The 13,683-nt window shown below is 63.0% G+C and carries 15 protein-coding genes; 7 read left to right on the forward strand and 8 right to left on the reverse strand.

The window, feature by feature from the left end:
• Window positions 1-157: 157 nt before the first annotated feature.
• The 3 genes from ABNX08_RS34595 to ABNX08_RS34605 all read right to left on the reverse strand — a co-directional run bounded on the left by ABNX08_RS34595 (window position 158) and on the right by ABNX08_RS34605 (window position 2,230).
• Window positions 158-1,498 (reverse strand): type II toxin-antitoxin system HipA family toxin, encoded by a 1,341-nt coding sequence (locus ABNX08_RS34595; RefSeq protein WP_349608479.1) that lies wholly within the window; start codon window positions 1,496-1,498, stop codon window positions 158-160.
• Between the two features lie 3 nt (window positions 1,499-1,501).
• A complete protein-coding gene (locus ABNX08_RS34600; RefSeq protein ID WP_022539925.1) occupies window positions 1,502-1,750 on the reverse strand; it encodes a helix-turn-helix transcriptional regulator in 249 nt (82 codons plus the stop codon).
• A gap of 174 nt (window positions 1,751-1,924) precedes the next feature.
• Window positions 1,925-2,230 (reverse strand): hypothetical protein, encoded by a 306-nt coding sequence (locus ABNX08_RS34605; protein WP_349608549.1) that lies wholly within the window; start codon window positions 2,228-2,230, stop codon window positions 1,925-1,927.
• Between ABNX08_RS34605 and ABNX08_RS34610 the strand changes: the two genes are divergently transcribed.
• Complete coding sequence (locus ABNX08_RS34610) at window positions 2,147-2,428, forward strand: hypothetical protein (RefSeq protein WP_349608547.1); 282 nt, start codon at window positions 2,147-2,149, stop codon at window positions 2,426-2,428. The two genes, ABNX08_RS34605 and ABNX08_RS34610, sit on opposite strands and share 84 nt — an antisense overlap.
• 217 nt (window positions 2,429-2,645) lie before the next feature.
• On the opposite strand, the gene ABNX08_RS34615 is transcribed toward ABNX08_RS34610, so the two are convergent.
• On the reverse strand, window positions 2,646-2,786 hold the full coding sequence (locus tag ABNX08_RS34615) for a hypothetical protein (RefSeq protein ID WP_349608481.1): 141 nt from the start codon (window positions 2,784-2,786) through the stop codon (window positions 2,646-2,648).
• A gap of 517 nt (window positions 2,787-3,303) precedes the next feature.
• On the opposite strand from ABNX08_RS34615, the gene ABNX08_RS34620 reads away from it, so the two are divergent.
• Window positions 3,304-3,771: a winged helix DNA-binding protein gene (locus tag ABNX08_RS34620; RefSeq protein WP_349608483.1), complete on the forward strand. Its 468-nt coding sequence runs from the start codon at window positions 3,304-3,306 to the stop codon at window positions 3,769-3,771.
• A gap of 42 nt (window positions 3,772-3,813) precedes the next feature.
• Here ABNX08_RS34620 and ABNX08_RS34625 read toward each other — a convergent pair whose 3' ends face one another.
• The 4 genes from ABNX08_RS34625 to ABNX08_RS34640 are packed head-to-tail and all read right to left on the reverse strand — an operon-like array spanning window position 3,814 to window position 9,020.
• Window positions 3,814-5,223, reverse strand: a complete 1,410-nt coding sequence (locus ABNX08_RS34625) for an amidase (RefSeq protein ID WP_349608485.1) — start codon at window positions 5,221-5,223, stop codon at window positions 3,814-3,816.
• Between the two features lie 33 nt (window positions 5,224-5,256).
• A complete protein-coding gene (locus tag ABNX08_RS34630; RefSeq protein ID WP_349608487.1) occupies window positions 5,257-6,585 on the reverse strand; it encodes an acetylornithine deacetylase in 1,329 nt (442 codons plus the stop codon).
• A gap of 37 nt (window positions 6,586-6,622) precedes the next feature.
• Window positions 6,623-7,645: a ring-hydroxylating dioxygenase ferredoxin reductase family protein gene (locus ABNX08_RS34635; RefSeq protein WP_349608489.1), complete on the reverse strand. Its 1,023-nt coding sequence runs from the start codon at window positions 7,643-7,645 to the stop codon at window positions 6,623-6,625.
• A 25-nt stretch (window positions 7,646-7,670) separates the two neighbouring features.
• A complete protein-coding gene (locus ABNX08_RS34640; protein WP_022539931.1) occupies window positions 7,671-9,020 on the reverse strand; it encodes a Rieske 2Fe-2S domain-containing protein in 1,350 nt (449 codons plus the stop codon).
• A gap of 216 nt (window positions 9,021-9,236) precedes the next feature.
• Here ABNX08_RS34640 and ABNX08_RS34645 point away from each other — a divergent pair, with 216 nt between their 5' ends.
• The 5 genes from ABNX08_RS34645 (at window position 9,237) to ABNX08_RS34665 (ending at window position 13,679) form a co-directional block, all read left to right on the forward strand.
• A complete protein-coding gene (locus tag ABNX08_RS34645) occupies window positions 9,237-10,343 on the forward strand; it encodes a porin (protein WP_349608491.1) in 1,107 nt (368 codons plus the stop codon).
• An 88-nt stretch (window positions 10,344-10,431) separates the two neighbouring features.
• Window positions 10,432-11,553, forward strand: a complete 1,122-nt coding sequence (locus ABNX08_RS34650) for an alcohol dehydrogenase catalytic domain-containing protein (protein ID WP_349608493.1) — start codon at window positions 10,432-10,434, stop codon at window positions 11,551-11,553.
• A gap of 37 nt (window positions 11,554-11,590) precedes the next feature.
• Window positions 11,591-12,136, forward strand: a complete 546-nt coding sequence (locus ABNX08_RS34655) for a cupin domain-containing protein (RefSeq protein WP_349608495.1) — start codon at window positions 11,591-11,593, stop codon at window positions 12,134-12,136.
• Between the two features lie 29 nt (window positions 12,137-12,165).
• The gene (locus ABNX08_RS34660; RefSeq protein ID WP_349608497.1) at window positions 12,166-12,735 is read left to right on the forward strand and encodes a hemerythrin family protein; all 570 of its coding nucleotides are present in this window, start codon (window positions 12,166-12,168) and stop codon (window positions 12,733-12,735) included.
• A gap of 2 nt (window positions 12,736-12,737) precedes the next feature.
• Window positions 12,738-13,679, forward strand: coding sequence for a 3-carboxyethylcatechol 2,3-dioxygenase (locus tag ABNX08_RS34665; RefSeq protein ID WP_349608499.1), 942 nt, complete (start codon window positions 12,738-12,740; stop codon window positions 13,677-13,679).
• The last annotated feature ends 4 nt before the right edge of the window (window positions 13,680-13,683 follow it).

Raw genomic sequence — 13,683 nt, forward strand, 5'->3', positions numbered from 1 at the left:
AACTGAATCTAGGAATCCCGGTGTGCGGTTTCAACTGCAAACTTTTACCAGGAGAAAGACCATGCAACTCGCATCCCGCCGTCGCGGACGTGCGCGTACCAGCGGTTGACTCTCTGATGATTCGAAGCTGCCGGCCACCGCCGGCGGTTTTGCAGCGCTAACCTGCGTTCACGTCACCGAGTTTCTTGGCGGACGCCTGAAGGCCTTCCAAGATGCTGTCCGAGACACGGGCAGGGAAATTTGGTGGCAGTCGATTGGCGACGTTCGAAACGGCCGCTGGGACCTTGGCAATCAACTCCTCCATGATGGGTTCCGCAGTTGCGCCTGCAAAGCACTTAGGTGCCATGGCATTGAAATGGCGGCGCCGAATATCCTTCAACAGATAGTGGCGGTTCTTGCCTGCAACTGCCATGGCGAGCTTAGCCTTGTGGTACGAGACGTGGTTGGGCCCATCCCCGATAATCGGCCAAGCGGACAGAATGTCATAAAGTGGTGTGAGGTTGTAACGTCCCCCTGACAACATATGGATGCTGAAGTTCTTGGCGTGCCCGTCTGTAGCAGCCAGCATCCAGAAAACGACTTGCGCTGCCAAGAATGTTTTCAGGTCATGCTCTGGAGTTTGTGACTGCCGTAGGACTGCCGCAATGTCGACCATCCCTGGTCCGCCTTCTGCTTCGTACTTCAGATGGGGAGGCACGCCGAGGACCTGGCAGAAATCCTCTTGCGGCAAACGCATTATCCATTTGCCGCTGTGATGAAGTTGTCGGTCGAATCGCGTGACGACGAGCACCTTCTGCTTGCCGAAGGTCAATATCTCACAGTCGGCCACCGGAAGTCCGAACTCCTTGAAGAGCTGCATGCAAAGCCATTCGTTCTCTACCGAGGTCGACAAGTCAGCTTTCCGGTTGCCAACCAACCCGAGCGGTAGCTTCAAGATATGTGTGGTCGGCGTTGCCCCATGCGGAAGCAGCCATTTCCCTTCGTGATGGAGCAGGGCGGTCTTTTCTTGGGCGCCTGCAATGGAGATGCGGAAATCTTCATCTTCCATTATTGTTCCAGGCCCCGTTGTGGTAACCGTGTTCTCGAGGAGCTTCTCAATGTCGGCGTCAGACAGCGGGGTGCCTTCAATACGGTCGACGTTCTGGGGGGCGTCGTCTTCCTTGAGTAGCTGGACCGCGCCAACGCAGTCTCGTCCTATTGCTTCCAACAGGTCGAAGGGGTCGGTGGAAGCGGTCTGATATTTGGTAGCGAGCCGCCGGCGGATGTTGTCGTTATCCGGCAGAAGGTTGTCGAAGTAGTTGCGGACCCGGTTGCCCTTCAAAGGAGAGGTGTCGATGCCGAACGGCAGTGAAAGGGACAAGGGGCGTCCTGCGGCAGAGGCCATCCAGTCTTTGTCATACTTGAGCTCCATAGGGCTATGCGGCGGGATGCGCCAGGTGCCAATACGTTGGCCATTGGCCCAGACTGACAACGCCCGAGTGTGTGACTTTCTTCCCATTGATTACCACTCCGTTTCTTGCGATGTCGGGGCGTGGTTCTTCGACTGGAGAATGAGCTCTAAACCATAAAGGCTGACCAAGGCCAGTAACTGTTCCGCGGAGATGGCTTTGGGCTCAATCTCCAAGGCAGACAGCCGGCTTTGGCTTAGCCCCAGCCTGGTGGCGGCTTGGCCTTGCGTGAGCCGTTTGGCTCGGCGAGCGGACCGCAATATTTCGCCTAGCTGAGATGGCGTTGAGAGCACTTGCTTCATGTTGGATACCTGCTATGCGCGTAAATATATTTTACCTGCATTGCTCGTAAAGGCAAAGTACTTGCTATACAGTTATAAACGACTTACCACCATAAAGAGTAAAGTTGAAATAGCTGTGAAGCAAGTATATGTGTGTAGCAGGTATTTCGAGGTCCGCGGCAGTTGAAGTGTGCGCTAAAGTACATCTGACAACCTGGACTGGAGCATTTCCGCCGCCATACCATCCGGGGGCAGGGTGGCCGTGGTCTCGAACGCCACGACCGGATCCGGTTCGAACGCCAGCAGGAGCAACTGAGCGAACGCGAGCAGGCAGCACGAGCCAGCGTCGAGCGACTGAACCGGATGAAGGACGAGTTCATCGCCATCCTGTCGCACGAGCTGCGCAACCCGCTCAACGTGATCTCGGTCTGGACCCATGTGCTGGGCCGCCATGTCATGACCGACGAACGCCGCCGCGGGCTGGCTGCCGTCGAATGCCATCGAGCAAGGGAAACGTCCCCTGCCAACCGCCATGCTGCGCGGGTCCGGTGGCCTCGCGAGCTTGCGCCCGACCTGGTGCCATCCGCATGGATCGACCCGGCTCGCTTCCAGCAGTCCTGTGGAACCTGCTGTCCAACGCGGTCAAGTACTCGCCGGCCGCGTCAGCGATATCGGCTTGCCCGGACGGGACGGCAATGACCTGATCCGCGAAGTTCGCATGCGTGCGCCGGCACTCCTTACTACTGGCCTCGCCCATTCGACCCGATGCCGCTCCTGGATTGCCTGGTGCCGCGCATCTTCCTCGCTACGCAGGCAGGCGCTTTGTCGTACTCAACGGCCTGTGACCGAAAGTGCATCGCACAACACGCAAGTCGACTTGCTGGTCAACCATGTGCGAGCCGGCGATATGGAGCGGTCAGTGGGCCGAGGCACTGGCCAGGACTGCGGCCTGGCCCTCCCAGTCGGGCGCGCGCACGTAGACGCCCGGCAGCTGCGGAGGATCGTTAATTTCGCTAGCGGCGGTGGTGCCTGCGACGTTCGATTTCAGGTCGGCCATGCCGGACGGGTAGGGTGATGCTTCTGCAAAGCCATGCGTATGATTTGGGGGGAAAGTATGGGTATTCTGGCGATCTGCGTTCACCCCCAATCTTGGCGGCAGAGCTCTCCACTGATAGTGCTCGAGCGCGTTGCAGGACAAGGCCATCTTTAGCTTGATCGTGTCTTAACAGCCGCCAAACTCGCGACGCCGCCTGCAGCAGCGCCCTATGCGACGGCACATGGAAATCGAGCCGGCGTGTCCAGGCGCCATGGCGCGACAGCGCTTCTGCGCTGGCTCTATAGCGGCTTGGGTTCCCGGCAGCACGAGTGATCGCTGTCGTTGACGATGGCCAGATGCAGCTACACAGCGTTGTGGGATAATCGAGGCTCGCATTTCTGCCGTCTCACCAGGCCTATTGGCAAGTTGGCTCTGAAATCAATGTTGGGCAAGTCAATTCATGGAACCGAAATTTCAACGCGGGTGGCATCTCGCAAAAACTGACCTGGAGCAGAGGGCCACAGAATTCGAGTGGGCGTTGATCCGGTTCCATGAGTCGTTTTCCCGCTTCGTGCTGTCCACCGGGATGGTGACGATTGCCGCCGACGTGGATATCAAGTACGAGGAGCACGTCATTCTCCACGTCATCAGGATGCAGGACCGGCCGAAGAATAGTGCCACCATTGCGCGCCTGATGAACCGCGACGATATCCCCAATATCCAGTACAGCTTGCGCAAGCTGGAGGCGGCCGGTCTGATCGAGAAGCAGCGAGAAAAGAACAGCAAGACCTTCGCGTACAACGTCAGCGAGCTGGGAGTCAAGCTGACCGACGAGTATTACAAGGTCAGGGCCGAGATCCTGGTGAAGCGGCTGGAGGAAATCAGCGAGGTGTCGGAGAAATTCGAAAAGGCGTCGCGCTTCCTGTCGCTGCTGACAGGCATCTACGAGGAAGCTGCGCGGGATTCAGCGACGATCACACCGTTGCGGGAAGACGAACAGGAGTGAAACCAGGGCCGGGCGTTGCCGGCCTGGTCTCGTCACACGGCCTCAGCGCGAGACCGTGACTTCCGGATGGTGGCGGTGCCAGTCGGTGGCCTGCTGGAATGCCATGCCGGCACGGCACAGCAGCGCTTCCTCGCCATGGCGCGCCACCAGCTGAAATGCGATCGGCATGCCGGCCGCGGTGAATCCACACGGCAGCGTGATCGCGGGATGTCCGGTGGAATTGAACGGCGCCGTGAACTGGATAAGGCGGCTGTTCAGCTCCGGGTCTTGCGCGAGCGCGCCCAGCTGTTCATGCGTGGGGGCGGCGAATGGCTGCACCGGCACGATCAGGAGGTCAATGTCCTGCATCAGCTTGTTGACCTTGCCACGGAAGGCGGCACGGTTCAGCAGTGCTTGCTGATAGCACATGCCGCTGGTATTGCGGCCAATCTCGATAAGCCTGGAAAGCGCCGGCCCATACTCCGCCGACAGGCGCGGGAACGTGTCCGCATGCGCCACGGCGACTTCGACGCCGCAGTTGATTTCCCATTCGTCGACCACGGTGTGCACGGCGGGAAAGCGAACGTCCCGGATCTGCGCGTCAAGCGCCTTCAGTATGTCGATGGCCCGGTCAATGGCATGGTTGATGACGTCATCCGTGCCATTGCGATTCCATTGCGCATCGACACCGATGCGAAGGCCGCGCAGGTCGCGCCCCTCGGCGGGTAATTCCAGGCGCGATGGCGGCAGAGAAGTCGGATCGCGTGGATCGTGGCCGGCAATCACCCCCAGCATCAGCGCGGTATCGGCGGCACTGCGGGCAATCGGACCCACATGGTCCAGGCTTGCACCGAGCTCCAATACGCCGTGGCGGCTGACTCGGCCCCACGTCGGCTTGATGCCGGTCAGTCCGTTGGCCGCCGCCGGGAAGCGGATCGAGCCGCCGGTATCCGTGCCGATCGACGCGTAGCAAAGCCCAGCGGCGGTGGCGACACCGGAGCCGCTGGAAGAGGCGCCGGCCCAGTGGTTCGGGTGCCAGGGATTGACCGGCTGCGGCACGCTCGGATGATGGGTGGCGAAGGCGCCTTCGGTCAGCTGCAGCTTGCCCAGCACGATCGCGCCGGCATCGCGCAGTTTGCGCACGACGGTGGCATCTTCCGTCGGGATAAAGTCCTTGTGGATCGTGGTACCAGCGGCGGTCGGGGAACCTGCCAGCCAGCAGAGGTCCTTGACTGCCACCGGCACGCCGTGCAGCGGGCCCAGCGGAGCGCCGTGCATCAGCGCACGTTCGGCTTCGCGAGCCTGTTCCAGCGCCTGTTCAGGCAGGACCAGGGCGTAGCTGTGCAGGGCCGGATCGAGGTCGGAGATTCGGTCGAGGATTGCTTCGGTGACGGCTACAGGCGAGATCTCGCGCGCGCGGATCTTGCGCGCAAGTTCCGCGGCTTCCCAGTAGTGGATATCTTCGTTCGGCATAAGCAATTGGTCTGGTAATGTTGTCGGGTATCCTCAGCGCAGGCCGAGTTCCGCGCGATTGCGCGTCAGCGTATCGATCACGGCGTACAGGATCTTGCTCGCGCAAGGCAGCAAGTCCGGGATGTAGGTGGCACCCATGCCTCCCAGGCCCTCGGCCACGCTTTCGGGCGACCCTTGCGCCGGCCATGGCCAGCCGATGCGTGCGGTCGGAATGCCGAAGCGACGCAACGCCGCACCGTCGGTCTGTCCGCCAAGCAAATCGGGAACGCCGTGCGGGCGCGCCTCGACATGCTCCCAGCCGCGCCTGGCCGACTGGATGATCCAGTTGGACGGCGCGGTGGTGCCACCGGGCACGGAGCCATACATCTCCCAGTCCAGATCCAGCGCCGGATGCCGCGCGCGCAGCTCCACGACAAACTGTGCGAACTGGGCTTTGACCTCGGCGGGGCTGGTGCGCGGATTGATGCGCACGTCGAAGAAGATCTCGGTGACCGCCGAAGGAAACGCCGGCCGCTCCGGCCAGCCGGCGCGCACGCCGCCGATCCAGCCGTGCGGCTTGACCACGCCGGAGGTATTGCGCTCGGCATATTCGACCAGCCACTGCTCCAGTTCCAGGATGACCTGCGCGGCCGGCACCACCGAGCTGCGGAAGCCCGGCGTGCCGCGCGGCACGCCGGCGTAGCCCATCGTCCCGTTTACGCTCACTTTGAACCAGCCCATCCCCGGCTCTTCGTGGTAGACCCAATTCCACGGCTTCATGATCATGGCGAAGTCCGGCGCGACACCGCGCGACAGCAGATGCACGACACCGCCCGACATGCCGGCGTTATCGCGCTCGGCCACATTGACGGGCATGCCGCCGTCGGCCGTCGCCAGGATGAGGTCGCCGACCAGCGGGACGTCGGCCTCGATCAAGGCGGTGGCGACTTCGGTGAGCGTGGCCACCATCGCCTTGGGATTGGACGAGCCCAGGCCATAGACCCAGTCTCCTACCACTCGCGCGGCAGGCTGCAGGTCGACATGGTCGGTGTTGCCGGTCCATGGACGGTCAGTGGCATCGCCTTCCAGGTGCGTGTCGATCGGCGCGTATAGCATCAGCGCGGCGCCGCCGCCGCTGCCGCGCTTTTCGCCCACGGCGTTGCCGGTGCGGGCGTTCATTGGGCGGTATGACGCGGTCAGCCCCACCTTGGACATATAGCCCGCCATGAACTGGTTGACGTCGCGCACGGCGCCCGTCGGGCTATGGATGTCCGTCAGGTCGGACAGAAGTTGCTGCAGGCGCCGGGCGTCGATCCTGGCGCAGGCCTTTTCGTACCAGCCTTGCTGTTCGGGCGAAAAGGGAAGGGCAATGGTGGGCTCCACGATGGCTGTCTCCCGTAATTCCAGTGGTGATCCGCAATCAGTTCGAAGGTGCGAACTGCTCGGCGTAGATGTTTTCCGGGCGGACCCCGATCTGGGCGAGGCGGCGGGTAGCGGCCTCGATCATGGCGGGGGGGCCGCACAGATAGGCGACGGTGTCGGTGTGCGTGGCATCGTCTTCACGGATGGCATCGACGGGATTGCCGCTCAGCAGGTCACCGGTCGCGCCCCGGTCCACCGAGATCCGCGTTGACAGGTTGGGCAGCCATTGCTCGCGCAGCCCGATGTCATCCAGGCAGAACAGCGTATCTGGCGTGGCGCAGCCAAAGCTGAGCATCACGGGCGGCTTGCGGCCCGACGTGTTGCGGATGGTGTCGATCATGGAAAGGATCGGCGCCAGTCCCGTCCCGCCCGCCACCATGATGTGGGGTGCCCGCACCTTCTCCCGCAAGAAGAAGCTGCCATATGGGCCCTCAAGCTCCAGCACGTCGTCGCGCGCGGCGCGATTCTCCAGATAGCCGGACATGACGCCGTCATGCAGCAGGCGGATCAGCAGTTCGATCTTCGGCAGGTCGGCGGCAGTGCTGGCAGGCGAATAGCTGCGCACTATGTCGGTGCCGGGGACGCGGACCTGGATGAACTGGCCCGGCTTGAAGTCGAAGGACTCGCCTTCGGCCAGCTCAAGTGTGAGTCGCACGACATTGGGCGCCAGCTTTTCGACGCTGTCGACAAACGCGTTGAGCTTGACGGCACGCCCGGCGCCGGCATCGCTCTCATAGTTCAGGTCGAACGTACAGTCGGTTTCGGGCTGGGTCAGGCACAGCAGGCGCTCGCCCGCCTCATATTCGCTGCGCAGCAGGGTCGAGCTGGCGCCGGCGCGCATGCCTGCCTGGCCTTCGGCCAGCCGCGCGGTGCAGCTCGAACAACTGCCGGAGCGGCACTGGTGGATCAGCGGCACGCCGGCGGCGAGAGCGGCGTCAAGCACGCTCTCGCCGTGCGGCACGGCAACCGATCGGGTCGTTCCGTCGCGGAAACGCAGTGCGACGTTCTTAACAGTAGACATTCAGATACCTCGGTTGCCGCGTGGATTACTCGTCTTCTTCGATCTTCGTGACGAAGTACGCCGTGGCCTGCTTGCCTTCCGACGCCTTCTTCAGCCGCATGGCCGACGCCTTGACGGCGCCATCCACACCGCGGCCCGGCCTGGCAATGCCCCGGTTCCAGCGCGATGCGAGCTTGCGCCAGGTGATCGGGGAGATGTCGGTTGCCATCAGCTGCTCGTTATCCCAACCGGTGCCATCCGCGTAGAAGTCCTGCATCGCTTCGCGCGCATAGAGGTCGCAATCATTGAAGCCGTGCAGGCACAGGGGTTTGTACAGGTAGTCGAAGCGGTACTTGTAGTCCTTGCGCTCTTGCTCCGTGTTGCAGACCTTGACCAGGACTTCCCAGTACTCGTAGGTGTCGTCGGTGACCGGCACATACCACTCGTACTGGACGACATGCTCTTCCGGCCAGTTCTCCACCATGAGGACGCCCGGCAGGACCACGGAGGTACGATACGGACGTGCGTTCAGGTTCTCCACCTTGAGGCCGACCTTCTCGTTTTCGAGGATGGGCTTCCACTTCTCGGTGAACAGCCACTGCACCAGCCCCTTGGGGCCGTTGTCGTCTTCGACCACGGCAATGCAGTCGTCGGCGGTCGGCACGATGCCCAGCGGCAGCACCCAGTCCTTCGCGTGGATGATGGCGTTGTCCTTGTGGACCAGGATGTGCGCATTGTCGAAGCCGTTCTCGCAGGCAATGCGCCAGTTGGCATAGCCGGTACGGTGCATGCCGTGGGCGACGACGTTTTCATCGAGCAGGCTCGGCGCGGACGGCCACAGCGGGTGCGGGAATTTCTCGCTGTTCTCGGGGAAGCGGAACGGCAGGTCGTGCGACAGCGGGGGCACGTCTTCGTCCGGGTAGTCGTCCTCGCGCACGAAGACAAAGATCATGCCGGCGACTTCCTGCACCGGGTAGGTGGTGAGGCCGGTGGTACCGATCAGCTTGTCATCGGGGTTGCCTGCGATGGTCGACAGGTTGCCGCTCTCGAGGTCGAAGGTAAAGCCGTGGTACCAGCAGCTTATGGTGTCCTTGGTGAGGCACATCGGCTTGGCCGAGAGACGGACACCGCGGTGAACGCACTGGTCCTTCAGGGCAAAGATCTTGCCGTCCACGCGGCGCAGCACGATCGGAATGCCGCAGATCTGGATGCCTTCCACACCGTCTTCCGGCAGTTCCTTGCTGAACAGTGCCGGGTACCAGTGATTGATGAACCCCCAGGCCGCATCCTTGTAGGGCTGGTACTGGCTCTGCACCTTTGCGTCGTTGACGCGTGCGTTGCTGATCTCGTGTTTTGTCTCGCTGCTGCGCCGGCGGATGACGGGCTTGTCGCTCATCTTCGGGTTCTCCTCGTGTGGGGCTTTGGGCTGTAACCCTGGCGGTCGGGCCAGGGGTGATCGAAGATTACGAAATAGTAGATTGACTGTCAATCGAAGTTCAATCAAACTTCAAGCAACAATGGATCGATAAACGATTGATTGTGTAGAGTCAGACGCACCGAAGCCCGGGAATCGCGCTCACCGAGGGTTAACCCCGGTCGATGCGCCAGACCCGTGCGTACCAATCAAGAAACGGGGAGACATCAAATGAGGAGACTGAAGGCGATTGCCGCCTGCAGCGTTGGCCTGGCGGGCGCGGCGCATGCAGAGGGCAGCGTGCAGGCATACGGCATCGTCAATACCGGTGTGATGTATGTGTCCAACCAGGGCGGGAGCAGCAACCTGGTTGCGGATCCGGGAACCCAGGCGCCGACCCTGTTCGGCTTCCGGGGCACGGAAGACCTGGGCGGCGGCCTGCACGCCGTGTTCAAGCTGCAGGGCCAGTTTTCAATGAAGAACGGCCAGTCCATCGGGAACCTGTTCGGGCACGAAAGCTATGTCGGCATGGGTGACGACAGGCTCGGGACGCTCACATTCGGGAATCAGATCGATTTCATGTTCTATTCGCTGGCGCTCGATCACTGGGGCTCGGCGTTTCCGTTCATCAGCTGCATCAGCCTTCGGCAGGGGCCGTTCTCGGGTCTGGGCGTGCCCAACACGCCGGGCGGCTCCTTCGACTTTGACCGGGTGGCGGGCCTTGCCATGCCGAACTCCGTCAAATACCAGAGCCCGGCCTTCGGCGGACTGTCGTTCGGCGCGCAATACAGTCTTGGCGGGCAACCTGGTTCGTTCGGGAATAGCAGTGGCCAGAGCGCCGGCGTGAATTACCACGTCGGCAACCTGAGGCTGAATGGCGCCTACACGTACGTCAAATATCCGCAACTGAATGCCGGCAACGATGGCATCAGGAACTTCGGGTTTGGCGCGTCCTACGCGATCGGGCCCGCGGTGGCCGCGCTGATGTACACGAATACCGAAAACACGGCGAGCGGCGCACGGGTTGCGGTTTACGAGGGCGATGTGACTTGGGCTTTTTCCCCCGCCTGGCACCTGAACGCCGCCTACCAGTACATGCGGGGCAACGACACGCTGGACCGGCAGAGCGCCATGCAGGGAACGCTGACCCTGCTTTATTCGTTCTCGAAGCGCACCAGCGTCTACGCCGATCTGGTCTATCAGAAAGCGTCGGGGGCGGGGCAGGCCTGGATCAGCCTGGCGCCCGGGCCTTCGTCTGGTGCCACGCAGGTGGCGGCCAACATTGGCGTGCTGCATTCCTTCTGACGTGCAAAAATTTTTTTTGACCATATCAGTTGAATATCAATTGATATTCAACTTAAAAAAATCGACAAACTTGCAGGAGACGAAGCAAATGAGCGACCCCCACCAGCCCACTATCCAGGCCGCGCGTGTCCATGAGCCGGGCGGCCGGTTCCGGCTCGACACGATTCCACGTCCGATCTTGCTGCGCCCCACCGATGTGCTGATCGACGTAAAGGCGGCGGGCGTCGTGCCCAACCTTCGCAACGTGATGAGCAACTACGGCGAACGCGCCTACCTGACGGTCCCCGACCTGCCTGCGATCTACGGCCTGGACACCGCCGGCATCGTGGCAGAAGTGGGAAGCCAGGTAACCGGCGTGGTCCCAGGGGACCGCGTCTATCTCAATCCGGGGCGCTCGTGCGGCTCCTGCCATGCGTGCCGGACCGGCGAGCCGATCAACTGCACGGCCTATACCTTCCAGGGCTATTTCGGCTTCGGCCCGGAGTCGAAGCGCATGTACCAGCAGTATCCGTACGGCGGCTTCAGTGAATTCGCCACCGCGCCGGCGGATGGCCTGGTCAAGCTGCCCGACGCGGTCACCTTCGAACAGGCCGCGCGATTCGGCTACCTCGGCACGGCGTACTCCGGACTGCGCAAGGCCGGCATCGCGGCAGGGCGCACGGTGCTGATCAGCGGCGCTACCGGCACGCTCGGGCTCGGCGCCGTGCAGATCGCGCGGGCCATGGGTGCGACCAGGATCCTGTGCGTGGCGCGCAATCTCGACCTGCTGGAACGCGTTCGTGCCCTGGATCCGCAGCGCATCCGCATCCATTCCTACGGCACGCAGCCGCTTGCCGACTGGGTTCGCGCCGAGACGGACGGCATCGGCGCAGATGCCTTTGTCGATGCGATCGGTCCGGGCGCCTCGCACCAGATCACGCTGGACTGCATTGCCGCACTGCGGCGCGGCGGCCGCATGGTGGAAATCGGGGCGATGTCGGACCCGTTGCCCGTGAACCTGCATCAGCTGATGTGCGCGCAGGTCAGCCTGGTCGGATCGCTCTGGTTCTCGGTGGCCGAAGGCCAGGAGCTTGCCGCCATGGCGGCGGCAGGCACGCTCGACCTGAACGTCTTCGAGCACCAGCGGTTTGGCCTGCATCAGGTCAACGAAGCCCTCGCCTCCGCCGAAAAGCGCGCCGGCGGGTTCGTCAACGTGGTTGTCGTGCAGTGACCCGGCAACCGATCTTCAGCGGATTAAGGAGCAAGCAATGGTAAGACGCATCGTCACCGGCGAGCGCGACGGCCGTTCCGTGATTGTCTCGGATGGCCCCGTATCCACCACGCACGACTATGCCGCGGTCCCCGGCTTCCAGACCACGCTGGCGTGGGCCACGCAGGCCGTTCCGTCGCTGCCGCAAGATGGCGCCGATCCGGTCGTGACGGTCAAGTCCGTCACGCCGGACCCGCACGGAACGCGGCTGATCGTCGTGCAGTTTCCGCCGGACACCGTGATGGCATCGGAGCAGTTCGATCCCGTGGCGGCCGGCGAGGAGTATGCGCGCCACCTGCCCGGGCTGGCCGAAGCCTTCGAGCCGGATGGCTCCGGCATGCACAAGACCCAGTCGGTCGACTACGACATCATCGTCTCGGGTGAGCTCTGGCTGGAAGTGGATGGCGGGGAAACCCGTCACCTCAAGGCAGGCGACATCGTCATCCAGAACGGCACGCGGCACGCCTGGCGTAACCGCAGCGAGCAGCCCGCCGTCATGGTGGCAGTGCTGATTGGCGCCGACAGGCAAAGAGGTCAAGGCTGAGGCAACTCGCGTGCAGATCGGTGGCACCAATGCCACCGATCCAACGCAGCGGCATATCGGTGCCGCTGGCGACCTTGCCAGGAGAGTTTGAAATGAAAGACACAGCGGATATCGGCACGCCGCCCAACGCGGACGAGTGCCTGGGGCTGGCGTGGACGGATGCCATGCTGCTGGGCCATGGGCCGATCGATGAGGCGCACCAGGAGTTCGTTGAGGTGGTGAACGCTCTGGCCAACTGCTCGCCGGACACGGCGGCCGCGTGCCTTCAGGACCTCGAGGCGCATGTGCATTCGCATTTCGCCGTCGAGAAGGCATGGATGGAGAAGACGGATTTCCCGGCCGCCGATTGCCATCTCGACGAACACGAGCGCGTCATCGACGCCGTGCAGAAGGTCAACGCAAAACTGCTGCTCGGCGAACTCGGGCTGCAGGACATCAGGCGGCTGGCAAAAGCATTGGCGGATTGGTTTCCAGGACACGCTGCGTATATGGATTCGGCGTTGTCTGCCTGGATCAACAAGAAGACCTATGGCGGTGCGCCGGTCGTGCTCCGGCGCGATCTCCGTGGGGACCAGCGTCACGCCGAGGCAGGAGCATGAACATGCCGATTCACCTCGAATGCCTCTCGCACACGCCGTTGCACGGCTATTTCGACCCGGTTCCGGAGATCCTTGCCGAAGTCGAGCGGGCGCAGGCTGCCGCCCGTGCCCGCGTCGAAGCCTTTGATCCCGAGCTGGTGATTGCCTTCGTGCCGGACCATTACAACGGCTTCTTCTACGACCTCATGCCGCAGTTCTGTGTCGGCATGGCTGCCTGCGCGGTGGGTGACTTCAAGAGCCTGGCCGGCCCGCTGCCGGTCCCGTCCGGTACGGCGCTGGCACTGGCACAGGCGGCGCTGGATGCCGACGTGGACGTGGCGGTCTCGTACCGCATGCAGGTCGACCATGGCTGCGCGCAGGCGCTGGAAATACTGACCGGCAGCCTCGACCGTTATCCGGTGGTTCCGGTCTTCATCAACTCGGTGGCCCCGCCGATGGCGAGCTGCCGGCGCGCCCGGTTGCTGGGCGATGCCATCGGCCGCTTTGCCGGCCGTCTCGGCAAGCGCGTGCTGGTCGTGGGTTCGGGCGGCATTTCGCATGAGCCACCGGTGCCGGAGATTGCCACCGCCACGCCGGAAAACGTCGAGCGGTTGATTGCCGGGCGCAATCCCAGCCCGGAGTCGCGTGCTGCGCGGCAGGCCCGCACCCTTGCCGCCGCGCAGGCGTTTGCCGCCGGCAACAGCCACCTGCGTGCACTCAACCCCGAATGGGACCGCGCTTTCCTCGACACGCTGGCGAGCGGGGACCTCACGGCCGTGGATGGCATGACCAACCACGCCATCACGCGCGACGGCGGCAAGTCAGGCCACGAGATCCGGACCTGGATCGCCGCCTTTGCCGCGCTGGCGGCCAACGGGCCTTACCGGGCCGAACGCGACTACTACCGGGCCATTCCCGAATGGATTGCCGGCTTTGCCGTCATGCACGCACAGCCGGCCGCCTGAGGCC

The sequence above is a fragment of the Cupriavidus sp. DF5525 genome, from assembly GCF_040149425.2.
GTDB classification, from domain to species: domain Bacteria; phylum Pseudomonadota; class Gammaproteobacteria; order Burkholderiales; family Burkholderiaceae; genus Cupriavidus; species Cupriavidus pickettii_A.

Bases quoted from the DNA above. Each gene is read 5' to 3' on its own strand.
- ABNX08_RS34595 (WP_349608479.1), bottom strand. From the start codon at position 1,498: ATGGGAAGAAAGTCACACACTCGGGCGTTGTCAGTCTGGGCCAATGGC.
- ABNX08_RS34600 (WP_022539925.1), bottom strand. From the start codon at position 1,750: ATGAAGCAAGTGCTCTCAACGCCATCTCAGCTAGGCGAAATATTGCGG.
- ABNX08_RS34605 (WP_349608549.1), bottom strand. From the start codon at position 2,230: ATGGCATTCGACGGCAGCCAGCCCGCGGCGGCGTTCGTCGGTCATGAC.
- ABNX08_RS34615 (WP_349608481.1), bottom strand. From the start codon at position 2,786: ATGGCCGACCTGAAATCGAACGTCGCAGGCACCACCGCCGCTAGCGAA.
- ABNX08_RS34625 (WP_349608485.1), bottom strand. From the start codon at position 5,223: ATGCCGAACGAAGATATCCACTACTGGGAAGCCGCGGAACTTGCGCGC.
- ABNX08_RS34635 (WP_349608489.1), bottom strand. From the start codon at position 7,645: ATGTCTACTGTTAAGAACGTCGCACTGCGTTTCCGCGACGGAACGACC.
- ABNX08_RS34640 (WP_022539931.1), bottom strand. From the start codon at position 9,020: ATGAGCGACAAGCCCGTCATCCGCCGGCGCAGCAGCGAGACAAAACAC.
- ABNX08_RS34650 (WP_349608493.1), top strand. From the start codon at position 10,432: ATGAGCGACCCCCACCAGCCCACTATCCAGGCCGCGCGTGTCCATGAG.
- ABNX08_RS34655 (WP_349608495.1), top strand. From the start codon at position 11,591: ATGGTAAGACGCATCGTCACCGGCGAGCGCGACGGCCGTTCCGTGATT.
- ABNX08_RS34660 (WP_349608497.1), top strand. From the start codon at position 12,166: ATGCCACCGATCCAACGCAGCGGCATATCGGTGCCGCTGGCGACCTTG.
- ABNX08_RS34665 (WP_349608499.1), top strand. From the start codon at position 12,738: ATGCCGATTCACCTCGAATGCCTCTCGCACACGCCGTTGCACGGCTAT.